The 21232-nt window shown below is 66.0% G+C and carries 18 protein-coding genes; 11 read left to right on the plus strand and 7 right to left on the minus strand.

From position 1 onward, the window contains the following. Nucleotides 1-172 precede the first annotated feature (172 nt). Together FHS96_RS20125 and FHS96_RS20130 are read left to right on the plus strand one after the other, a co-directional pair. Complete coding sequence (locus tag FHS96_RS20125; protein WP_429595846.1) at nt 173-1177, plus strand: DUF1838 family protein; 1005 nt, start codon at nt 173-175, stop codon at nt 1175-1177. Nucleotides 1178-1234: 57 nt separating this feature from the next. Continuing rightward, a complete protein-coding gene (locus FHS96_RS20130) occupies nt 1235-2092 on the plus strand; it encodes a DUF1838 family protein (RefSeq protein WP_429595849.1) in 858 nt (285 codons plus the stop codon). A 65-nt stretch (nt 2093-2157) separates the two neighbouring features. Here FHS96_RS20130 and FHS96_RS20135 read toward each other — a convergent pair whose 3' ends face one another. Continuing rightward, complete coding sequence (locus tag FHS96_RS20135) at nt 2158-2583, minus strand: c-type cytochrome (protein ID WP_429595851.1); 426 nt, start codon at nt 2581-2583, stop codon at nt 2158-2160. A gap of 209 nt (nt 2584-2792) precedes the next feature. Between FHS96_RS20135 and FHS96_RS20140 the strand changes: the two genes are divergently transcribed. Both FHS96_RS20140 and FHS96_RS20145 read left to right on the plus strand, forming a co-directional pair. Next, nucleotides 2793-4226 carry a flavin monoamine oxidase family protein gene (locus FHS96_RS20140; RefSeq protein ID WP_429595853.1) on the plus strand — a complete coding sequence of 478 codons (1434 nt, stop codon included), beginning with the start codon at nt 2793-2795 and terminating at the stop codon, nt 4224-4226. After that, complete coding sequence (locus tag FHS96_RS20145; protein WP_429595856.1) at nt 4223-5299, plus strand: DUF3089 domain-containing protein; 1077 nt, start codon at nt 4223-4225, stop codon at nt 5297-5299. Before FHS96_RS20140 ends, FHS96_RS20145 begins: the two co-directional genes overlap by 4 nt. A 7-nt stretch (nt 5300-5306) precedes the next feature. Here FHS96_RS20145 and FHS96_RS20150 read toward each other — a convergent pair whose 3' ends face one another. Genes FHS96_RS20150 through FHS96_RS20160 form a run of 3 tightly spaced genes read right to left on the minus strand, consistent with a single transcriptional unit; the run spans nt 5307 to nt 8120 of the window. After that, nucleotides 5307-5663, minus strand: coding sequence for a hypothetical protein (locus FHS96_RS20150; protein WP_429595859.1), 357 nt, complete (start codon nt 5661-5663; stop codon nt 5307-5309). Next, the gene (locus FHS96_RS20155; protein WP_429595862.1) at nt 5660-6859 is read right to left on the minus strand and encodes a class I SAM-dependent methyltransferase; all 1200 of its coding nucleotides are present in this window, start codon (nt 6857-6859) and stop codon (nt 5660-5662) included. The genes FHS96_RS20150 and FHS96_RS20155 overlap by 4 nt, the downstream gene beginning before the upstream one ends. A gap of 22 nt (nt 6860-6881) precedes the next feature. Next, a complete protein-coding gene (locus FHS96_RS20160; protein WP_429595865.1) occupies nt 6882-8120 on the minus strand; it encodes an MFS transporter in 1239 nt (412 codons plus the stop codon). A 189-nt stretch (nt 8121-8309) separates the two neighbouring features. On the opposite strand from FHS96_RS20160, the gene FHS96_RS20165 reads away from it, so the two are divergent. The 6 genes from FHS96_RS20165 (at nt 8310) to FHS96_RS20190 (ending at nt 14421) form a co-directional block, all read left to right on the plus strand. Then, nucleotides 8310-9671, plus strand: a complete 1362-nt coding sequence (locus tag FHS96_RS20165) for an MmgE/PrpD family protein (protein WP_429595867.1) — start codon at nt 8310-8312, stop codon at nt 9669-9671. Then, nucleotides 9644-9949 (plus strand): REDY-like protein HapK, encoded by a 306-nt coding sequence (locus FHS96_RS20170; RefSeq protein WP_429595870.1) that lies wholly within the window; start codon nt 9644-9646, stop codon nt 9947-9949. Before FHS96_RS20165 ends, FHS96_RS20170 begins: the two co-directional genes overlap by 28 nt. After that, entirely contained in the window at nt 9949-10746 is a 798-nt protein-coding gene (locus FHS96_RS20175) for an SDR family NAD(P)-dependent oxidoreductase (protein ID WP_429595873.1), read from the plus strand. Before FHS96_RS20170 ends, FHS96_RS20175 begins: the two co-directional genes overlap by 1 nt. A gap of 37 nt (nt 10747-10783) precedes the next feature. Next, nucleotides 10784-11683 (plus strand): VOC family protein, encoded by a 900-nt coding sequence (locus FHS96_RS20180; protein WP_429595875.1) that lies wholly within the window; start codon nt 10784-10786, stop codon nt 11681-11683. Between the two features lie 90 nt (nt 11684-11773). Then, nucleotides 11774-12919, plus strand: a complete 1146-nt coding sequence (locus FHS96_RS20185; RefSeq protein WP_429595877.1) for an FAD-dependent monooxygenase — start codon at nt 11774-11776, stop codon at nt 12917-12919. Then, entirely contained in the window at nt 12916-14421 is a 1506-nt protein-coding gene (locus FHS96_RS20190; RefSeq protein ID WP_429595880.1) for an aldehyde dehydrogenase family protein, read from the plus strand. The genes FHS96_RS20185 and FHS96_RS20190 overlap by 4 nt, the downstream gene beginning before the upstream one ends. 113 nt (nt 14422-14534) lie before the next feature. Here the strand turns inward: FHS96_RS20190 and FHS96_RS20195 are convergent, their stop codons facing one another. The 3 genes from FHS96_RS20195 to FHS96_RS20205 all read right to left on the minus strand — a co-directional run bounded on the left by FHS96_RS20195 (nt 14535) and on the right by FHS96_RS20205 (nt 20140). After that, complete coding sequence (locus FHS96_RS20195) at nt 14535-16418, minus strand: hydantoinase B/oxoprolinase family protein (RefSeq protein WP_429595883.1); 1884 nt, start codon at nt 16416-16418, stop codon at nt 14535-14537. A gap of 12 nt (nt 16419-16430) precedes the next feature. Continuing rightward, on the minus strand, nt 16431-18485 hold the full coding sequence (locus FHS96_RS20200; RefSeq protein WP_429595886.1) for a hydantoinase/oxoprolinase family protein: 2055 nt from the start codon (nt 18483-18485) through the stop codon (nt 16431-16433). 146 nt (nt 18486-18631) lie between these two features. Next, nucleotides 18632-20140 carry an aldehyde dehydrogenase family protein gene (locus tag FHS96_RS20205; RefSeq protein WP_429595889.1) on the minus strand — a complete coding sequence of 503 codons (1509 nt, stop codon included), beginning with the start codon at nt 20138-20140 and terminating at the stop codon, nt 18632-18634. A 184-nt stretch (nt 20141-20324) separates the two neighbouring features. Here FHS96_RS20205 and FHS96_RS20210 point away from each other — a divergent pair, with 184 nt between their 5' ends. Further along, a complete protein-coding gene (locus tag FHS96_RS20210) occupies nt 20325-21227 on the plus strand; it encodes an alpha/beta hydrolase family protein (protein ID WP_429595892.1) in 903 nt (300 codons plus the stop codon). Nucleotides 21228-21232 lie beyond the last annotated feature (5 nt).

Consider the following 21232-nt stretch of genomic DNA (forward strand, 5'->3'; position numbering starts at 1 on the left):
TCGGCGCGTGTCCGCAGAGTGGATTGACGGCTGGTTTCGCCCTTTGAGCGGGCATTTTCCTCCCGCGAGGCACGCGCTATCCGTTGTTCGGATAGCGTCGGGTGAGGGCGTGACGCAGACGGCGGGCCGGCGCAGCTTGCCGGGCGAGCAAGGTATCTAAGGGAGAAGCGTGATGAAGAACGGGATCACTCGTCGCGAGGGGCTGGGCCTGACCGGCGCCGTGATCGGCCTGGCGGCGGCCCCCGGACTGGCGGCGACGCCGAAGGCGTCGTTCCTGACCGACCTCGACTTCAAGAATCCGAAGTGGAACCGCGATACCTTCGCCCGGCTCGAAGGTGACCTGGATCTCAGCAAGGAAAAGTGCGGCTGGATCAAGGGCACCGCTTATGGCGTTCGTGACAACGAGCGCAATCGTCCGCTGTTCAAGGTCGAAGGCTTCAGCTTCGTCCGTTACAAGAAGCTGGACGACGGCAGTTATCGCAAGCTGCTGCGCGAGATCGTATTCTACCGGAATTATGAAACCGGCGAGATCATGAAGACGTGGCGCAACCCCTACACGAACGAAGATGTTCGGGTGGTGCCGATCGCCAATGACCCGTTCAACTTCACGATCAGCGAATGGGCACCGGAACCGCCCTCCTATGGCGGTCTCAACAAGGACAAGCCGCCGCGTCGTCCGCTGTTGCTCAACTGGAGCGAGGACGGCGAAGGCAATGTCCTGCTCAACACTGCGATCGACCTTTATTATCCGAATGCGCTCAATCCCGAGAAATGGGTCCGCGAGTCTTCGGGATATATGAACCGGGTTTCGGAATATTTCACATATTACATGAAGAAGGCGGACGTTCTCAATCCGCGCTTGACCCACATACCGCATGTCGGGTCGTGGGCGCGGATCACGCCATGGTTGCCCTGGATGCTGATGGGGCAGGCACCGGGCAACATCAGTTATGTCTGCAACTATGGTTCGGAGCCGCGGGGCGAGAAGGGCCTCTCGCCGGACATCGTCGCCGCTGCGCGGGCGATGGACGAGAAATGGCTGCATGCGCCGACCGAGGACTACGGCCCGTCCTTTTCCAGCCTCGAAAATTACGCGCGGTTCGAAAAGCCCGCACCCGTCCCGACGGGCTGGACGCCGCCGCAGCCGCCGGCAGCCCCGCAGCCGCCCAAGGGCTGAACTGACGATCATCGGGGCGGCCGACATGCGCCGCCCCCATCATGCAAGGGAAGCCGGATGGTGATAATGGGCCGCCGTGAGGCACTGGGTGTGGTGGGTGCCGGGGCGCTCGCCGCTGCAACGGCACCGGCGATGGCAGCACCCGCCGGATCCGCGAACAAGCTCGAGCTGGGGAACCCGGCGGGGAAGCTGCGCACCTATATCATGATGCGCGGCGCGCTCGATGAGCAGCTCGTGATCAGTTATGTCGACGGCTATTATTTCGGCGTCGTCGACGCCGAGATCACGCCGTTATGGGATGTCGTCGGCGTGACCTTCACGCGATATCGCCGCCGGCCCGATGGCGGCTACGACGTGTTCAGCGGTGAGGTCGCCCATTTCCTCGATCCGAAGACGGGCGAGGCCCCTGGCGAATTCTACAATCCTTATACCAAGAAGGTCGTGAAGGATCCGCGCGTCAATTTCCCGCCGAGCAGGTACACGATCCGGCCGGATCTGAAATTCGACTTTGCCGGCCTGATGGCGGGCATGACGGTCGATCACACCACGCGTCCGCCGGAGGTGCGCGGCGACGATATCTGGTTCAACGACATCACGCGCACGGCCGGTTCGGTGCCGGGCGCGGCCAAGCCGTTCCGCTATGGCGAATCCGTGACGATGCACGCCCGGTTGAGCGACTTCAAACCCGGCGTGAAGCGCGTGCCGGCCGAATCGAACTTCACCAATTTCGTCGATTGGCGGCCATGGATGCAGATGGATGGCCATCCCGGGCATCTGACCGCTGTCGGTGCAGGTCGGCTCGGCGTGGCGATGGACGCACTGCCCGAGCGCTGGACGAAGGCAACGCGCGAGAAATGGCCGCACGTGCTGGACAATCCGGCGGCGCTGCTGGATCCGGTCTATCAGCCGGCCTGACCTGCCGCGAAAACGAAAACAGGCAGGATCGCGGATGGCGATCCTGCCTGTTTTTTATGCGTGTCTCACTTCGCCTTCAGCGTGCCGAGATACGCGATGATGTCCGCGCGGGCCTGTGGGTTGGACATTCCGGCGAACACCATCTTGTTGCCGGGCGCGACCTTGGCAGGGCGGGTCAACCAGGCGTCCATGGTGGCCTTATCCCAGGTGAGGTTGGCCTTCTTGAGCGCAGGCGAATAGCTGTAGCCCGGCTTCGCCGCGGCCTTGGCACCCATTACGCCGGCCAAGTTCGGGCCAACGCCATTCGCGCCGCGAACGGCGACGGTGTGGCAGGCCCGGCATTGGAGGAACAGCTTCGCGCCGTTTGCGGCGTTGCCGGCAGGAGTTGCGGCCGCCGAGGCTGGCGCAGCGTCCGAACGCGGCGCGGCGATCCCCGCGGCGAAGGCTCCGGTGGAAAGTGTCAGGGCAAGCAGCCGGATTTTCGAGTTCATTCGTTTCGTCCCACGTTACCGGCCCATGGTCGCGCGGCGGGCATTGCTCCGAGCTGAACCCATGGGCAATTCCGGCGATAGGCTCGTGCATCCGGCCATCCTATTGCTGTGCCCGGAATATCCGACAAGCGGGGAGGGGCCGGCGCCGTCTCGACGGTTTCGCTGGGGTCGTGGCACGTTGCGATCAACAGAGAGTCGGGAGACCTGAAGTGCAGTTGACGCGTCGTGCATTCAACCTGGGTTTGGCCGCAAGCGGCGCGGCGCTGGCGATGGGTTCGGCCCGCGCCCAGGGAAGGGAAAAGCCCTTTGACGTAATCGTGCTCGGCGCCGGCGTCTCGGGTATGAACACGGCGACGATGCTCGAGAAGGAAGGGCTCAAGGTCCTCGTCCTCGAGGCGCGCCAGCGGGTCGGTGGCCGCGTCTACACGCTGATGGATCAGCCCGGCTATCCCGAGATGGGCTTCAACTCGATGGGGGAGGGCTATGGCCGCGGCCTCGACGCTGCCAAGCGCGCCGGCGTCGAGATGGTCGATATCGCGCCGCGCTTCTATGGCGGCCCGCCGCAGGAACTGTGGCTGAACGGCAAGCGGCTGACGCGCGAAGAATGGGCACGCTCGCCGCTCAATCCGTTCCCCGATGCGCTCAAGGGCAATCTGCCGGGCGAGGTGGTCGGCAAGATCATCGCGCAACACAATCGACTGGCGGACTTCAGCAACTGGAACGATCCGGAGAACACGGCGCTCGACATCTCCCTTAACGCCTTTCTGAAGGCGCAGGGGCTGAACGATCAGGCGATCCGCCTCGCGAACGACCTGTCGCCTTACTATGGGCAGAACTCCTTCGAGATGGCGCAGCTGCAGATGGAGTTCAACGACGGCTTCATCAAGACGCAGATCGCGGCCGGCAAGAAGTCGCTGGCGGTGAAGGGCGGCAATTTCAATCTGGCCCTCGGTATGCGCAAGCTGATCAAGGGAGACGTTCTGCTCGGCAAGGAAGTCGTTGCGATCGATAGCCAGCAGAATGGCGTGGAGGTTCGCTGCCTTGATGGCTCGATCTATCGCGCCGGACGGGTGGTCTGTTCCCTGCCGTTCTCGACGCTGCGCAACGTGGCAGTGACGCCGGGCTTCACCGGTGCGCAAGCCGAAGCGGTGCAGACGCTGGGCTATAACGCGCTGACGATCGCCTTCCTGACCGCGAGCGAGCCGTTCTGGCAGAATGACGGCCTCTCGCCGTCGATGTTCACGGACGATCAACTCGGGGTCGTCATGCCGCAGCGGTTCGGCGCCGACCCCAGCCAGATCACCGGCCTGATGGTGCAGGCACGCGGCAATCTGGCGCAGACTTGGGACTCGATGGGCAAGGAAGGGGCGCTGGCGCATGTCGTGTCGCGTCTGGAAACGCTGCGTCCGGCGGCGAAGGGCAAGGTGAAGGGTGCGGCGATGTTCAGCTGGGCGCAGGAGCGCTTCACGCTGGGCCAGATCGCCTATTTCAAGCCGGGCCAGGTCACCCGCTTCGCCAAGGCGATGGCTGCGCCGCTCGGCCGCATCCATTTCTGCGGCGAGCACACGGCAGAGGGCGCGCGTGGGCTGGAAGGTGCGCTCGAATCGTCCGAGCGCGTCGCGCTCGAAGTGCTGACGGCATGACGCGCCTGCCGCGTATCCTTGCCGCTTGCATCCTGCTGATGGCCGGCGGAAGCGCGATGGCGCAGGCGTTCGACGCGGCGAAATCGCCGCCCGCGCCGGACTATGGCGAGGCGGAGAGCTGGGCGGCACGGCCGGGCCGCGAAGCGGCGGCGGCCACGGCCGCGGCAGGGGCGACGCCGGCTGCCAAGGATGCCAAGGTCGACGTCTTCTACGTCAATCCGACGACCTTCCGCAGTCAGACCGACTGGAATGCAGCGGTCGATGACGCGGCAACCAATGGATGGAATGACGGCAGCGTCGTCGCGCGCCAGGCGGCGATCTTCAACGGCTGCTGTCGCATCTTCGCGCCGCGCTATCGTCAGGCTGCCGGCCGTGCGGTGTTCATGCTCGACGGCGAGGGCCGCAAGGCGTTCGATCTCGCCTATTCGGATGTCGAGCGAGCGTTCGACGCCTATCTGAAGCAAGACAATGGCGGCCGTCCGTTCATCCTTGTCGGTCACAGCCAGGGTGCGTGGCACATCGCGCAATTGTTGGAACGGCGGATCGATGGAACGCCACTGGCGAAGCGCATGGTCGCCGCATACGTGATCGGCATCAACCTGTACGAAGGCGAGTTCGGCAAGCGCTACAAGGCGTTGAAGCCTTGCGACAAGCCGGCGCAGACCGGATGCGTCATCGGCTGGAACACCGTCCTTCCCGAGTTGGACCGGGGGAAGGCCGCGCCGACGCAGCAAAAAGCCTATATCGCCAAATATGGCGACGATCCGGGCAAGCGCGCGCTGTGCATCAATCCATTGACATTCGACCGCGCGAAGCCGGTTGCCAGCCGTTCCGTGAGCCTCGGCGCAATCCCGGGCGATCCGGATGACGGGCCGGTGCTGCCGCTGCGCAAGGGCGCAGTTGCCGCGCGATGCGAGAGCGACGGCTATCTGGTGGTCGATGTCGCGCCCGAACTCATGCTGAAGCCGCTGCCCGGCGGCAGCATGCATTTCCACGACATGGGTCTGTTTTATGCGGATATTCGCGCCAACGCCGCGCGCCGGGTCGCGGCGTTTCTGAAGGCGCGGCGCTGAGCCCCGCTCAGCTGTCGCGCAATTCCCCGCTGATATCGGCGAGCGGACGCTCGGTCGTCTGCATCGCCTCCATGTCCTGCTGCATGCCGCGCATGATGCGCGCGACATAGTCCTTGGTCATGACGCTGCGCTCATATGACGCCTCGGCATCGGGCGTATAGCGTTCGATGTCGGCCCGATCGATCGATCCCTTGGCGTCGAGCAGGCGCTCGATCGTGTCGACCCTCTCCCTGAGCACCGAAACCTCACCCGCGACGGCTAGCAGGATCGAGAGCATCCTTTCGGCAACGGGGTCGCCGAGGAAGTCCGGGCGCTTGCCCTTGGCGCGGGCACCGGCGCGGGCGATCCAATCGATTTCGCTCATGCCTGGGGTTTCCACGCGCCATAGGCGTTCCACTTGGCGGTGCGGCCATAATCCTCTTCGTCCGGTGCGGGCGCATCTGGGAAGATGTTGCGGTCTGCGACGGCGCGTACGCCGGCGACGAACTGGCAGCTGCGGGGCAAGCCTGCGTCCTCCATGATCTGCTTGAGGTCGAGCGCATGCATTGCCGACCAGAAGGGCTCGTTGTTGTTGAACGCGTCCCAGTCGCGCAGGAACTGCTCGAAAAGCGGCATCTCGGCACTGTATTGCGGCTGTTCGAGGTGGAACATGAGGCCGCCTGGCGCCAGCACGCGCACGCTTTCGCGGATGATCGCCGGCAGCGACTTGCCCGAAAGTTCGTGCAGGTACATCGTCGTCTGCACCCAGTCGAAATGCCCGTCCGGGAAGCGTCCCATATGCTCGGCGTCCATCTGCACGAAGCGGATGTTGCGCACGCCCAGCGCCTGCGCGCGGGCGTGGCCATAGCGGAGCACCGGCGCGGCGGTGTCGATCGCTATCACCTCGGCCTCCGGGAAGGCTTGCGCCAGCGGCACGATATTGTGGCCGACCGTCGCGCCGAGATCGAGGATGCGGCGCGGGGCCCAACCGGGTTTCTCGCGCCTGATCCACTCGACCAGCGCCTGGCCACCACCGTCGTTCAACGCCCCGAGCTGGCCGCCGGTCGTCGCGAACAGGCCGCTGTCGTAATTGGCGCCGGCGGAAACGTCGCCGGGCCGCTCCTCGCCATGATAGCTGCCGGGCATGCAATGGATGTCCACCGCCCCCTGATAGCGCGGCACCTTCACGTCGGGATCGAGTTCCAGCGTGTCGCGGCCTTCGTTGAACTGCCGGACCTTGGCATCCAGCTCGTCGAGCTGGCGCAGCACGATGGAGCGGCCGTTCTGCTGGCGCATCTCCATCGAATTGCGGCGGCAGGCCGACCAGAGGCGGTGCCAGGGATCCTCGTTCATCGCATGCCGGATCTCGAACCGGTCGGCGGGATCGCGACCGTGTTCGGCGCGGAACGCCGGCAGAACGCGCGTGTCGTAGGCGAGCTTGTTGCCGGCGCCGAGCGCGCCGGACATGTGCTTGTTGAAGTTCGCCAGGAAATTGTAGCGCGCGGCCTCGTCATGGCTCGGCACCGGGAACACCGCATGGCGCGTAACCGCGGTATAGGGGGGCGGGACGTCCTGTTTCATCGCTTTACTCTGTCACCAAGGATCATGCGGTGGCGGTGGTGGGGCGCGGGTAGCGGCCAAGCGTCAGCAGCAGCGCGCCACCTGCGGAGAATAGAACCATCGCCGCCATCAGCATCGGGTCGTAATTGCCCGTGCGGTCACGCACCGTTCCATAGATGATCGGGGAGATGGCCGCGCCGACGCCGAACGGCATGTAGAGCATGCCGTAGATGCGGCCGAAGTGCGCCATGCCGAAATATTTGGCGGTCAGGAACGCGATCACATCGGCTTCGGTCCCCGCCGCGACGCCGAGCAGGAAGCCCGCGGTGATGACCAACGACAACGATGTGTCGGTGCCCATCAGCATGAAGCACGCGATCGCCGGCAGCATCAGCGCGGGAAAGGCGACGCCCGGCGCCCAGAACCGATCGAACAGGAAGCCGACGATCAGGCGGCCGGAAAGGATGCCGAGCGCGACCACGCCCATCACGCTCGCCGCCACCTGTGGCGAGAAGCCGTGAAGCTGCACCATCTGCGCCATGTGAATATGCGCGCCGCCATAGGCGAAGGCGATCAACAGGATCGAGACCAGCAGCACCCAGAAGCGGTAGTCGCGCGTCGCCTGCCGCAGCGTCAGGCCCCAAACCTCGCCAGAGGCGGTTTCCACGCTGGCGGGACGTTCATGAGCATGCGGTTCGCGAAACCACAGCAGCGCGACCGGCAGGGCCACCACCAGTGGCAGCAGCGCGACCGCCGGAAAGGCCGTGCGCCAGCCGCCCGCCTCGATGGCCCGCTGGGCAATCTGCGGCACGATCAGCGCGGCAAGGCTGGTACCCATCAGCATGATGGCAAGCGCGAGGCCGCGATGCTTGTCGAACCACAGGCTGATTGCGCGGCTCCACGTCACTGGTGTCGAGCCGATGCCGATCAGGCCCAGTGCCGCCCAGCACGCGATGTAGCCAATCGGATGGGCCGGAATGAAATAGAGCGCGGCGAAGCCGATGGCGAACCCGGCGAGCGACGCAAGGGCGACCGGCCGCACGCCGAACCGGTCGGCCGCGCCGCCATAGACGGGTGCGAGCAACGCGCCGATCACGCCGAAGACGGTGACGCCGGCGCTGATCAGCGCGAAGTCCCAGTTCAGCTCCGCATGGATCGGGCCGATCATCAGCGGCAGGACGTTGAACGGCAGCGGAGACGCGCCGCAAGTGACGCCGAGCAGCGCCGCGATCAGCGGCTTCGTGCCCAGGCGGAATTCCGAACGTGGCGCCGGTCCGTGCATGCCATCCCCTTCCATCGAACCGGAAGGCTATGCCGCGCGTCCGGCCGCACCAGCGGGCAATCGAATTTTGTCCGGCAGGCGGCGATATGTCGTGCTGGCGGTGGAGAGGCGGGGGCGGCGGGATCAGAAAAGAGCATCTGTTTTGCCGCGATCGTGCCGATGCCGTCATCGCAACCTGGAGCATTGATCATGACCGCAACCGCCCGTCTGATCGACTTCGCTCGCGCGGATCATCGCCTGCCGCCCGTGGTGCGCGCCGCGGCAGAGGCGATGCTGATCGACACGCTCACGGTGGGGGCCGCGGGCGCGACCGCGCCGGGTGCGGCGGGCGTGCGTGAGGCCGCTGCGCGCTGGGGCGCAGGGCAGGACAGCCGCCTTCTCGGTTCTAGGGGGCGACTGCCGGCTGCGGGTGCGGCGTTCGTCAACGCATTCCAGATCCATTGCCTGGAATGGGACGCGTTGCACGAGCCGGCGGTGGTGCACGCGCTTTCCACCGTCACCGCGGCGGTCGGCGCGGCGATCGACCGGCGCGGCGGTTGCGATCCCGATGAGGCGCTGGCGGCGATTGCGGTCGGCGTCGACGTTGCGAGCGGGCTGGGGATGATCGCGAAGACGCCGGTGCGCTTTTTCCGCCCGGCGACCGCGGGCACCGTCGGCGCGGCGCTGGCGGTTGCCCGCATCGCGGGCGTAGAGCGCTTCGACGATGTGCTCGGGCTTGCCGTGGCGCAGATCGCCGGCACGATGCAGGCTCATGTCGAGGGTTCGATCGCGCTGCCGCTGCAGGTCGCCAACGCCGCGCGCGCCGCCGTTGCGGTGGTCGACCTCGTCGTGGCGGGCCTGAGCGGGCCGCACGACGCGCTGGAAGGATCATTTGGTTATCTGAAGCTGTTCGACGAGGGCGAGCTCGGCGATTATGCCGGCCAACTCGGCAGTGTCTGGCGGATCGCGGAATGCTCGATCAAGCCGTGGCCGTCCGGCCGGGCCAGCCACGGCCTGCTTGCTGCGCTCGACGGGCTCCTGCGGGATCATGATGTAGCCCCGGAGAACATCGTCGCGCTGGAACTTTTCGCGCCGCCGCTGATCCAGCGGCTGGTCGGTCGACCGTTCAAGCCGGATATGTCGCCGGCTTATGCGCGGCTGTGCCTGCCGCTGCTGACGGCATTGATGCTCAGCGACGGCCGGATCGATCCCCGCCGCTTCACGTCCGAAAATTTCGCTGAGCCGGCGATCGCGGCATTGGCCGCCAAGCTGACGATCACACTAGATGGCAACCCCGATCTCAACGCCCTGGGGCCCCAGCGTCTGGTCTTGACCATGGCGCATGGCACTCGGATCGAGCGCGAAATCCCGAAAACGCTCGGCCATCCGGACGCGCCGATGAGCGATGCGCAGACCGCCGCGAAGCGCGCGCTGGCGGCGGAACTCGCGCCTGACGCGGATCCCCGGATTTTCGCGGCGCCGCTCGACTATTTTTGTGGGGTGGCGTCCGGCGACAACCCCATCAACGCGAAGGAGACGCACGGATGCGCATCGTCGTTCTGTTCAATCTGAAGCCGGGCGTCGATCCCGCCGCTTATGAGGCCTGGGCCAAGGGCACCGACATCCCGGGTGTCAACGCGCTGTCGTCGGTCGATCGCTTTACCGTTCATCGTACCACCGGACTGTTCGGCAGCGATGCACCGGCACCCTATCAATATGTCGAAATCATCGACATCCAGGCGATGGACCCCTTCGTAGCCGAGGTCTCGACGGAGGCGTTCCAGCAAGTCGCTGCCGCGTTCGGCGACTTCGCCGACAATCCTCAATTCCTTCTGACGCAGGACCTGTGATGGCACGCTTCGCGGGCAAGACCATCGTCGTCACCGGCTCAGGCCGGGAGAAGGGGCTGGGGCAGGCGATCCTGCAGCGCTTTGCCGATGAAGGGGCGAACTGCGTCGTTTCCGATCGCGCGATCACCGCCGAAGCGGAGGGCGTGGCGGAGGAGCTTCGCGGTCGCGGTGCAAAGGTCGCAACGATCGCGTGCGACGTCGGCAAGGCTTCGGATTGCAGCGCGCTGGTCAATGCCGCGGTGGCGGCGTTCGGCGGCGTGGACATATTCGTCAACAATGCAGGCATCGGTTTCATGATGAAGCCGCTGCTTGATGTCGAGACGTCCGACTGGGATCAGGTGATCGGCGTCAACCTGTCGGGCGCATTCTACTGCACGCAGGCGGCGGCGCGCGCGATGATCGCGCGGGGCAACGGCGGCCGCATCATCAACATCGCCAGCCAGGCCGCGAAGTCGGGCTTCCCGCATCTTGCCGCTTATGTCAGCTCCAAACATGGCATGGTCGGCCTGACCCGGGCGAGTGCGATCGAACTTGGCGCGCATGGCATCACGGTCAACGCCGTTTGCCCGAACCATGTGACGACGGCGTTGGGCGCAGAGCAGAACGCCTATTTCTCGAAGCTGCTCGGTTTCGCCAGTGCCGAGGCCTACGTCGAGAATATGAAGCGCAAGAACCCGCTCGGTCGGCCCGGCCTGCCGAGCGATACCGCCGGCGCCTGTGCCTGGCTGGCTTCGGACGACGCGGTCTATGTGACGGGCGAAGCGCTCAACGTTTCGGGCGGCGAGGAAATGCATTGATACCGTATGCGCGCATCGAAGCGGCGGCCGCAGCCGCATGAGCGCGATCACGCATGGTGCGATCCTGGGCGGCGTGGTGACGGTACCGAACCTGGATGCGGCGGTTGCGGATTATCGCGGCCGGCTCGGTCTCGATCTGGTCGCGATCGACGTGCTCGACGGCGATCTTGCCGCAAGCTGGGGCTGCCCCGCCAGCGCCGGCGCGCGAATGGCGACGCTGCAGCCCCGAAGCGGAACGCCCTGCTTCTTCCGTCTGGTCGAAGGCGATCTGCCGGAGGACTTCCGGCCGATGCGCAGCTATGGCTGGGCCGCCTATGAACTGACGGTGCAGGACGTGTTCGGCTGGCCGGAGCGGCTGGCGGGCAGCGGTTTCGAGGTGATCGGCCCGCCGCGCCAGATCGCGTCGATGCCGTTCTTCGTACCGATGCAGGTGTTTGGTCCGGGCCGTGAAATGCTCTATCTCAACGAAGTCGCGGCCGACATGCCCAATTGCGACCTGCCCAGGGCGCGCTCGCAAACGGACCATATCTTCATCGCGATCCTGGCGACGCCCGACCGCATGGCGAGCGCCGAATGGTACGGCCGAAGCCTCCACCTCGACATCGTCGATACCCACATCATTCCCTATACGATGATCAACAAGGCGTTCGGTCTGCCCGACGATCATCTGACCACGCTCACGGTGGTCCAGAAAGGGCGCCGGCCGATCCTCGAGATCGACGACTTTCCCGATGCCGCGGTGCAACGGCCGCTCCACCCTGGCGCCTTGCCGCCCGGCAACGCGCTGGTGACCCTGGCGGTGGATGATCTCGACACGCTGGATATCGCCGGCATCGCGCCGCCGGTGGTGCGCGAGGGGCCGCTCTACGACGGGCGCCGTGCGCTGACGGTGCACGGTCCGGCAGGCGAACTGCTCGAACTGGTCGAGACCGGCTGATCCTCTCCGCATGGCGAGCAATCGGCGAGCGGTTTATGCGTGGCAACAAGGCTGCGGCCTAGAAGACGGTAGCAGCGCGGGAGGGAGCGAGTGAGCAAGAAGATCGTCATCGTCGGCGGCGGCATCGGTGGGTTGACCGCCGCGACCGCCATCGCCCAGGCCGGGATGCAGGCGGTGCTGCTTGAGGCAGCACCGGTGTTCGGCGAGATCGGCGCGGGGGTGACGCTGTCGCCAAATGCGATGAAAGGTCTCGACCATATCGGCATCTGCGAGGCGGTCGCTGCGGCCGGGATCGAGCCGAGCCGTCAGCGCATCCAGCATTGGCAGGATGGCCGTACGCTCGTGCCGATGGAACGGGCCAGCCAGCGCGCGAAATATGGCGCGCCCTATGTCACCGTACATCGTGCCGACCTGCACACGCTGCTGCTGGAAGCGGCAACCGCGGCCGGCGTCGAACTGCGCAACGGCGCTGCGGTGGTCGACAGCGCCGGCACGTCCGCGATCCTCGCAGATGGCGAACGGGTCGAGGGCGATGCGCTGATCGGTGCGGACGGGGTGAAGTCCGTGATCCGCAAGCGCTTCGAAAGCGGTCCGGCGGTGTTCACCGGCCATGTGGCATGGCGGGCATTGGCACCCGTCGACGACGCGATCCGAGACCTTACGGAATATCCCGGCATCCATATCGGGCCCGGCCGCATGATCACGCGCTATGGCGTGCGCGGCAACCAGTGGCTCAACATGGTGTTCTTCGCACGGCAGGAAGGCTGGACCGACGAGGGCTGGACGATCCCGGCCGATCCCGCCGATCTCGCCGCGACCTATGAAGGGTGGAGCGACGACGTGCAGCGGCTCATCGCGGCGGCTTCGCGACAGCCACTGTTCAAATGGGCGATCAATGCACGCAGCCCCCTCAAGGATTGGATCGTGGACGAGCGGGTCGCGCTGATGGGGGATGCGGCGCACGCGATGACCCCGTTCCTGGGCCATGGCGCTGCGTGCGCGCTGGAGGATGCGGTGGTGCTGGCGCGTGCCTTGGCCGCCGGGGAGGATGTGCCGGAAGGGCTGCGGCGCTATGTCGCCGCGCGCCATGAGCGCGCGACCTGGATCCAGGCAGAAAGCAACGCCAATGCCGACCGCATGCAGGGCGCGGACAGCAATCTGTTCGGCCTGGGCCAGATGAAGGACGAGGAGTCGCTCGGTTTGTTCGAATATGATTGCAGGACGGTCGCCATATGAGCGCGGCGCTTCCCTTCGACGGCCATGACATCGCGCCCCAGACCCGCGCATTTCTCGCCCAGACGCATCGCCTGCTGATCGGCGGTGACTGGGTCGACGGGGTCGCCGCGCACGAGACGCGCGACCCGGCCACAGGCTTGCGCCTCGCCGACGTGCAACTGGGCGGCGCACACGAGATCGATCGTGCGGTCGCCGCCGCGCGGCGCGCGTTCGAGGGACCGTGGCGGCGGATGTCGGCCGGCGAGCGCACCGCGCTGATGTCGCGGCTTGCCCGGATCATGCAGGACAATGCCCGTCTGCTCGCCGAGCTCGACGTGATCGACAACGGCATGCCGATGTTCATCGCTGAACTGACGGTGGCGAACAATGTCGAGATGATCGACTATTATGCCGGGGCAATCCTGCGCATCGAAGGTGCCACCATGGCGCCGCCGCGCCACATCGCGGCCGGCGGAGAGGCGCTGACCTACACGCTGCGTGAGCCGATCGGTGTGGCCGCGCAGATCGTGCCGTGGAACGTGCCGCTGTCCACCGCGATCCTGAAGCTGGCGCCGGCGCTGGCGGCGGGCTGCACCGTGGTCATGAAGCCCTCGGAAGAGACGCCGCTGTCGGCGCTGGCGCTCGGCCAGATGATCCTCGATGCGGGCTTTCCGGATGGCGTCGTCAACATCGTCAACGGCCTGGGGGCTGAAGCGGGGGCTGCGCTCGCAGAGCATCCCGGTGTCGACAAGATCAGCTTCACGGGATCGACCGCGACCGGTCGGCGTATCGTTCATGCGGCGATGGGCAATCTGAAGAAGGTGTCGTTGGAGTTGGGCGGCAAATCGCCGGTGGTGGTGATGCCTGACGCCGATCTGGAACGCGCGGTGCCCGGCGTGGCGATGGCGACCTTCTTCCTGCAGGGCCAGAACTGCATGGCCGGTACGCGCATCTTCCTGCACGATGCGATCCATGACGACTTCATCGAGCGGCTCGCCCGTTTCGCCGAGGGCATGACCCTGGGCCATGGCCTCACCCCCGGCACGATGCTTGGCCCGATGATCTCGGACGCGCACACGGCCAAGGTGATGGGGCATATCGCGGGCGCGAAGGCGGCCGGCGCCACGCTGGTGACGGGCGGGGAAAGGCTCGACCGCGCCGGCAACTTCATCTCGCCGGCGATCTTCACCGCGACGACCCCGGATATGGCGGTGGTGCGAGAAGAGATATTCGGACCGGTCATGGCCGTCCAACGCTTCGCCACCGACGACCTCGATGCGATCGCCGCAATGGCGAACGATACGCCCTACGGCCTTTCCGGCAGCGTGTGGACGCGTGACCTCTCCACGGCGCATCGCCTGGTGTCGCGGATCCGCGCCGGTCATGTTTCGATCAACTGCCATGGCGCGGTCGGCACCAACGTGCCGTTCGGCGGGTTCGGCCAATCGGGCTGGGGCCGTGAGTTCGGCCAGGACGGCCTGGATGCCTATCTCGAAACCAAAGCGGTGACGGCGCAGCTCTAGGAACTGCACCGTCACCGCCGGTTCCCGGCTGCGGACGACAACCGGTCTGCCGCCTTATTTTTGGGCGGGGGCGGCAGAGGCCCCCGGCGAATGCGCCGTGGAGCCGACCTTGTTCACTCTGCCGCCAGCGCTTCCGGCAACTCGACGTCCGACCACAGCCGCTGGCGCGGAGCGGGCAGGCCGGTCTCGGCCTCGCAGTTCGCCCGCAACGTCTCGATGTCCGGGCCGAAGTCGAAGGTGGGAAGCGCGCCGCGCTCATTGCGCAGCTTTGCGCGCAGCGCTTCCGTCGCCGCCGCATCGGCCACGCCGTCAGCGATCACCACGCCATAGGCGCGCGCACCTTCGGCCGTGACCAGGCCTTGGCGGATCTCCTTTTCGAGAAGCGCAGGATCGCGCTCGAGCGGGTCACCCCACCCGCCGCCGCCCCAGGTGATGAAATGCAACTGGTCGCCGGCCTCGACCGGGATATCCTCCTGCTTGTTGCCGACCATCAGCTGCGTGCCATCGGCCTTTTCCAGGATCTTGCGTGCGCGCTGCGCCGGCTTGCCGCCATTCACGCCCCACGGCGGCACGAACCAGCGGTCGTCATGGATGGCGATGTTGCCGGGCTCCAGGAAACGATAGGTCATGTGGATGCCGTTTCCGCCGCGATGCAGCCCGGCACCGCCGGAGTCCGGCGCGGTCTCGTAACGCTCGATGACCATCGGGAAGTAGCGCTCGAGAAACTCGTTCGGCACGTTGGTGAAGGCCGGGAAGAGCGAGTGGCCATCGGGTCCGTCGCCCAGCGGCCGACCCGGCACGCCGCCGAAACCGATCTGGAAGAGCTGGAAATATTTGCCCTTCCTGTCCGTCCCCGAATAGAACAGGTGCGGCGAGGACGAGAAGCCCGCGGCGTTGAGGAATTCGGGCGTCTTCTGTCCCAGCAACGCGCCCAGCACGTCGAAGATGCGCCCCAGCGCATGGGTGCGGCCGGACAGTGCGGCGGGGAATTCGGGCTTGAGCAGCGACCCCTTGGGAATGCGGACGTCGATCAGGTCATAGAAGCCGTCATTGAACAGGATCTGCGGATCGAAGACCATGATCATGTAGATGCCGAAGAACATCTTCAGCATGTTTTCGTTGAGGAAGAAATTGATCGAGGCCGGGCTTTGCGGATCGGTTCCCGAGAAATCGAGGATGACCTTCTCGCCCTCGCGCCACATCGTGCATTTGATCTTGTACGGGCCGTAACCCATGCCGTCGTCGCAGATATAGTCTTCGAAGCTGACCGGATCGACCCCGACAGAGCTCGCGATCAGCTGCTTCATCGCGCGATAATTGCGCTGCAGCAGTTCCTCGGTTGCCGCAACGAACACGTCGTCGCCGAAGCGCTCGGCCATCTCGACGACGCGGCGTGCCGCGACACGGCATGAGGCGATGAGCGCGTTCAGATCCGCCTTGCACCAGTCGGGCGTGCGAACCTGGGTCATGATCAGGTCGATGAGGTCGGCGTTGTACTCGCCCTTCTTCCAGATCTTCACCGGCGGGATGCGCACGCCTTCCTGGAAGATCGATGTGGCGTGGATGGGCATCGATCCCGGCACCATGCCGCCGATGTCGCTCTGATGCCCGAACATCGAGGTATAGGCGATCAGCCGCCCGTCCTTGAACACCGGAAGCAGCACCAGCCAGTCGTTGGAATGGCTGATCGCACCGCCGACCGAATAGGGATCGGACAACATGATCATGTCCCCATCCTCGATCGTGCCATCATAGCCGTCGAGGAAGGGGCCGATGTAGGAGCCGAACTGGCCGACGATCATGCGGCCCTGATGGTCCGCGATCAGTGGGAAGGCGTCGCCCTGTTCGCGAATGCCGGGTGACATGGCGGTGCGCACCAGCGTCGCGTCCATCTCGGTGCGGGCGTTGCGCAGCGCGTTCTCGATCACCTCCAGCGTGACGGGATCGATCGGCTTGGGGTTGAACGGCGCGTCGTTGCTCTGGACGATCGTGGCCATCGTGTGAGTTCCTTACGCGTTGGTCGGGTTGATGAGGATGTTGCCGACACGGTCGACCGTGGCGGTGCAGTCGGCTTCGATCAGCGTGGTCGAATCCATCTCGATCACGATGGCGGGGCCGGGGATGCGGTCGCCCTGGCGAAGCCTGGCGCGATCGTAAATTACCGCCGGCCGCAAGGCGCCGTCGATCCACAGTTGGTGGTCGCGGACCTTGGCTTCGATCGGGTCGCCATTGCCCTTGGGCAGTTCGGCTGCCTCCAGCTCGAGCGGTTTGCCCAGCGCGACGGCGCGCAGATTGACCAGCTCGTGCGCCGATTCCATGTTGAAGGTGAACAGGCGCTTGTGTTCGTCGTCGAAGCGGGCGGTGATGCCGGCGAGGCCATCCCTTGCCAGCGTCTCGGCATCGATCGACAGCGGCACTTCGAAGGCCTGGCCTTCATAGCGCACGTCGATCTCGAACAGGCTGGTGATCTCGGCCTCCGGAACGCCATCGGCCTTCAGCGCGTCGCGGGTTTGCGTCGCCATCTCATCCAGGATGGTGCGGACTTCCGCCTCGTCGGTCTCGCTGAAGCGGCGGGAGAAGGAACGGGCGGTTTCCGATCGCATCCGGGTGGTCGCATCGCCCAGCGCGCACAGCACGCCCGGCGACACCGGAGAGACCGCGGGCCAGCTGCCCATCAGTCGCGCGACCGCGTTGACATGCAGCGGACCTGCGCCGCCGAAGCCCATCACCGCGAAGTCCCGCGGGTCGTATCCCTGCTGGACCGAGATCATGCGCAGCGCGCCGAACATGTTCTCGTTCACGATGTCGATGATGCCGCGCGCCGCTTCATAGAGGCCGATCCCGAGCGCGTCGGCGATGGTCTGCACCGCCTTTTCCGCACCAGCCTTGTCGAGCTTGAACGTGCCGCCCAGCAGTGCCTCCGGCAGATAGCCGAGCACGACATTGGCGTCCGTCACGGTCGGCAGCGTACCGCCCTTGCCGTAGGCGACCGGCCCCGGCACGGCGCCCGCCGATTGCGGGCCGACGCGCAGCGCCTTGGTCAGTTCGGGCACATAGGCGATCGAGCCGCCGCCGGCGCCCACCGTCTTCACATCGAGCGCCGAGGCACGCACCGCCAGGCTGCCGACTTCGGTGGTGCGCACGCGGCGTGCTTCGAGATTTTCGATCAGCGCGACGTCGGTGGAGGTGCCGCCCACGTCGAGGGTCAGGATGTTCCGGATGCCGGCATTCTTGCCGACCCACAACGCGCCGGTGACGCCGCCCGCCGGACCCGACATCAGCAGCGCGACCGGTTGCTCCTCCGACGCTTCGGACGACATCAGGCCGCCATCAGAACGCAGCAGCGAGATCCTGCCTGCCATGCCGGATTCGCGCAGCTTGCTGCGCAGGTTGCGGACATAGCGGCCGACGACCGGGCGCACCGCGGCATTGGCGACCGTGGTCAACGTGCGCTCATATTCCTGCATCTCGGGAAGCACGATGTGGCTGAGCGATATCGGCACGTCGGGAAGGATCTCGGCTGCCAGTTCGGCAACGCGCTTCTCGTGCGCGCCGTTGATGTAGCTGTTCATCAGGCTGACGGTCAGCGCCTCGACACCGCGCGCCTTCACCTTTTCCAGAACGGCGCGGATGTTGTCGTCATCGATCGTGCGCAACTCCTTGCCGAACGCATCCATGCGACCTTTGATCTCGAACGTGTCCTCCAGCGCGGCGAGCGGCTCAGGCTTCGGCCAGACGATCCAGCCGGCGAGGCCACCGGGCACGAAGCTGCGCGCGATCTGCATGATCTGGCGGTGACCCTCGGTCACGATCAGGCCGACGCGCGACCCCTTGCCCTCCAGGATTGCGTTGGTCGCAACGGTGGTGCCGTGCAGGAACACCTCGACTTCGGCCGGGGTGACGCCAGCCTTGGCGCAGATCGCCTCGACCCCGTTGAGGATGCCGACAGAACTGTCCGCTGGCGTCGACGGCGTCTTGTGTCGCCAGAATTCGCCGCTTTCCTCTTCGAGCAAGAGCAGGTCGGTGAACGTCCCTCCGACATCGACACCAAGGCGATACGCCATTGAAACCCCTTCCTCTAAATATCTTGGAGAGCCATGCAGGTCGGCCCGCTATGGCCGTGATTGTGTCTGCTGACGCGCGCCGTGACAGAGGCGCGCATCCGTTTCTCCACTATGCGAGCACGTAGGCGCCCATTGCGCGCATCGGTTCAGATCACCGCGCAGACGGTCTTCCACTCGAGATAGCTGTCCATCGCCTGGCGCCCGCTGTCGCGACCCCAGCCCGAATGCTTGATGCCGCCGATCGGCAGTGAGGCGTCGTACATGGCGTGGCAATTGATCCACACCGTGCCGGCGCGGATCGCGGCGCTCATCCGGTGCGCATCGGACAGGGATTGCGTCCACACGCTGGCGGCGAGGCCATAGTCGCTGTCGTTCGCCGCATTCACCACCTCGTCGAGATCGTCATAGGCTTGCGCCACGAGCACCGGCCCGAACACTTCCTCGCGCACGATCGCCATTTCCGGCTTCACGTCGACGATGACGGTCGGCGACACGAAGGCCCCGGCCTCGCCCAGCCGCTCGCCGCCGGTCAACAATGTCGCGCCGTCGTTCCGCGCGCCCTCGACGAAGCTCGCAACGCGTGTCGCGTGCTTGGCCGACACCAGCGGTCCCATCTGCGTGGCAGCGTCGAGACCATGGCCGATCGACAAACCCTGTGCGTAGGCGGTGACGCCCTCGATGACCTTGTCGAAGATCGAGCGATGCGCATAGAGCCGAGAGCCCGCGATGCAGACCTGGCCAGCGTTGAAGAAGATCGCGTTGGCGACGCCGGGGATCGCAAGGTCGAGATCGGCGTCGGGCAGCACAATCGCGGGGGATTTGCCACCCAGCTCCAGCGTGACGCGCTTGAAATTGCTCTTGGCGGCATCGAGGATGGCGCGGCCGGTCTCGGTCGATCCGGTGAACGCCACCTTGTCGACGCCGCGATGGTTGGCCAGCGCGGCACCAGTCGCCGAACCGAGGCCGGTGACGACGTTCAGGACGCCCTCGGGCAGCCCGGCCTCGATCATCAATTCCGCAAGGCGCAGCGCGGTGAGCGACGTATCCTCGGCAGGCTTGAGCACGATCGTGCAGCCGGCGGCCAGTGCGGGGGCAAGCTTCATCGCGGTCAGCACCAGCGGTGAATTCCACGGCACGATCGCCGCGACCACGCCGACCGGCTCGCGGACCGTCCAGGCTGAAACCTGCTTGCCTGCCGGCTGATAGTCGATCGAGCTGTTGAGCGTCTGACCCTCGATCGCCATGGCTTGGCCGGCATAGAAGCGGAACTGGTTGACCGCGCCCGGGATTTCGGCCCAGCGGCCGACATAGAGCGGCTTGCCCTGGTCCAGCGTCTCGAGTTCGGCCAGTTCGTCGATATTGGCTTCGATAAGGTCGGCGATCGCCCAGAGGATACGCGCGCGCTTGACCGGTGTCGTCTTGCGCCAGCCGTCGAACGCGACGCGCGCGGCGGAGACGGCAGCATCGACGTCGCCTGCGGTCGCGGCCGCGATCCGCGCGGTTTCGCGCCCCGTGGCCGGGTCGAGCGTCGCGAGCGTCGCGCCATCGGAAGCCGTACGCCATGCACCGCCGACCAGCAGTCCTTCGCCCTTGCCGCGGCGATCGAGAAAGGTCTGTACTTCGGGACGGAGCTGGGGCTGGCGAATGTCGAGCATGATCAGGGAATCCTCAGATTTGTGATGCCAAGCCACCACGAAACCGGGAAGGCGAGAAGGGGAGGGCACGGGGCGTCTCCGGCAGGCGGATAGATTTGCCGCATGCGCTCGCGACATGCGCGCTTGCGTGCGGATACTCGTCGGGACAATCCGGCAATCGCTGACGCAAGCGACTGGGAGGGACATGCGTTCTGAGTTCGACATCGTCTCGCGCCGGCTGGTCCTGCAGGGCGTCGCCGGTTTCACGCTGCTGGCCGCCGCGCGCGCCGGTGCTGCCACCGCGCAGCCGGCGACCAAACTCACGCTGTCGGCCGAGGGAGGCCGTGCGGTCGAGGTATGGCGTTGGGTTCCGACCGGCCGACGCCGGGGTGTGATCGCCTTCTCGCACGGCGCCCTCTCCGCCCCGTGGAAATATGAGAAGCTGCTGAGCCCCTGGGTGGCGGCCGGCTACGAAATACTGGCGCCGCTGCATGTCGATTCGACCGATCATCCGCAGACCAAGGCGTTTGCGGGTTTGGCGAGCTGGAAAGCGCGGATCGAGGACATGCGCGCGGTGGCGCAAGCCGTTCGCGCCGAGCGCTTCGTTGCCGCCGGCCACAGCTATGGCGGCCTCACCGCGCTGACGATGGGCGGGGCGCAGGCGATGATGCCGCAGGGGCTGACCGGCTCGCAGCGCCTGCCGCGGGTGTCGGCGGTCCTCGCCTTTTCACCGCCCGGCATCACGCCGCCGCTGATCGACGCCGCTGGCTATGCGAAGCTCGCCGTGCCGGCGCTGATCCAGACCGGCGATCGCGACATCCCGATGGGCTCCACCGATCCCGCCGGATGGCGCGGGCATCTTGCGGCTTATGAAGCCGCGCCTCCGGGCGGTGATCGCTATGCGCTCGTGCTCGACGGTGTCGATCACTATTTCGGTGGACTGATCTGCCGTGAGATCGAGGCCGAGCGCCAGACCGCGCAGCTCGCCACCGCGGTCGAGCTTTCCACGCTGTTCATGAATGCTTTCCTGGCGAAGGACGCGAAGTCGCGCCGCGTGTTCGATGGGCATCTGGCCGCTGCAGGGCCCGTACGATTGACCCGTAAATGACCATT

Source organism: Sphingomonas zeicaulis (assembly GCF_050433225.1).
Taxonomy (GTDB): Bacteria; Pseudomonadota; Alphaproteobacteria; order Sphingomonadales; family Sphingomonadaceae; genus Sphingomonas_D; species Sphingomonas_D zeicaulis.

Bases quoted from the DNA above. Each gene is read 5' to 3' on its own strand.
- FHS96_RS20125 (WP_429595846.1), top strand. From the start codon at position 173: ATGAAGAACGGGATCACTCGTCGCGAGGGGCTGGGCCTGACCGGCGCC.
- FHS96_RS20130 (WP_429595849.1), top strand. From the start codon at position 1,235: ATGGTGATAATGGGCCGCCGTGAGGCACTGGGTGTGGTGGGTGCCGGG.
- FHS96_RS20135 (WP_429595851.1), bottom strand. From the start codon at position 2,583: ATGAACTCGAAAATCCGGCTGCTTGCCCTGACACTTTCCACCGGAGCC.
- FHS96_RS20145 (WP_429595856.1), top strand. From the start codon at position 4,223: ATGACGCGCCTGCCGCGTATCCTTGCCGCTTGCATCCTGCTGATGGCC.
- FHS96_RS20150 (WP_429595859.1), bottom strand. From the start codon at position 5,663: ATGAGCGAAATCGATTGGATCGCCCGCGCCGGTGCCCGCGCCAAGGGC.
- FHS96_RS20155 (WP_429595862.1), bottom strand. From the start codon at position 6,859: ATGAAACAGGACGTCCCGCCCCCCTATACCGCGGTTACGCGCCATGCG.
- FHS96_RS20160 (WP_429595865.1), bottom strand. From the start codon at position 8,120: ATGCACGGACCGGCGCCACGTTCGGAATTCCGCCTGGGCACGAAGCCG.
- FHS96_RS20165 (WP_429595867.1), top strand. From the start codon at position 8,310: ATGACCGCAACCGCCCGTCTGATCGACTTCGCTCGCGCGGATCATCGC.
- FHS96_RS20170 (WP_429595870.1), top strand. From the start codon at position 9,644: ATGCGCATCGTCGTTCTGTTCAATCTGAAGCCGGGCGTCGATCCCGCC.
- FHS96_RS20175 (WP_429595873.1), top strand. From the start codon at position 9,949: ATGGCACGCTTCGCGGGCAAGACCATCGTCGTCACCGGCTCAGGCCGG.
- FHS96_RS20180 (WP_429595875.1), top strand. From the start codon at position 10,784: ATGAGCGCGATCACGCATGGTGCGATCCTGGGCGGCGTGGTGACGGTA.
- FHS96_RS20190 (WP_429595880.1), top strand. From the start codon at position 12,916: ATGAGCGCGGCGCTTCCCTTCGACGGCCATGACATCGCGCCCCAGACC.
- FHS96_RS20195 (WP_429595883.1), bottom strand. From the start codon at position 16,418: ATGGCCACGATCGTCCAGAGCAACGACGCGCCGTTCAACCCCAAGCCG.
- FHS96_RS20200 (WP_429595886.1), bottom strand. From the start codon at position 18,485: ATGGCGTATCGCCTTGGTGTCGATGTCGGAGGGACGTTCACCGACCTG.
- FHS96_RS20205 (WP_429595889.1), bottom strand. From the start codon at position 20,140: ATGCTCGACATTCGCCAGCCCCAGCTCCGTCCCGAAGTACAGACCTTT.
- FHS96_RS20210 (WP_429595892.1), top strand. From the start codon at position 20,325: ATGCGTTCTGAGTTCGACATCGTCTCGCGCCGGCTGGTCCTGCAGGGC.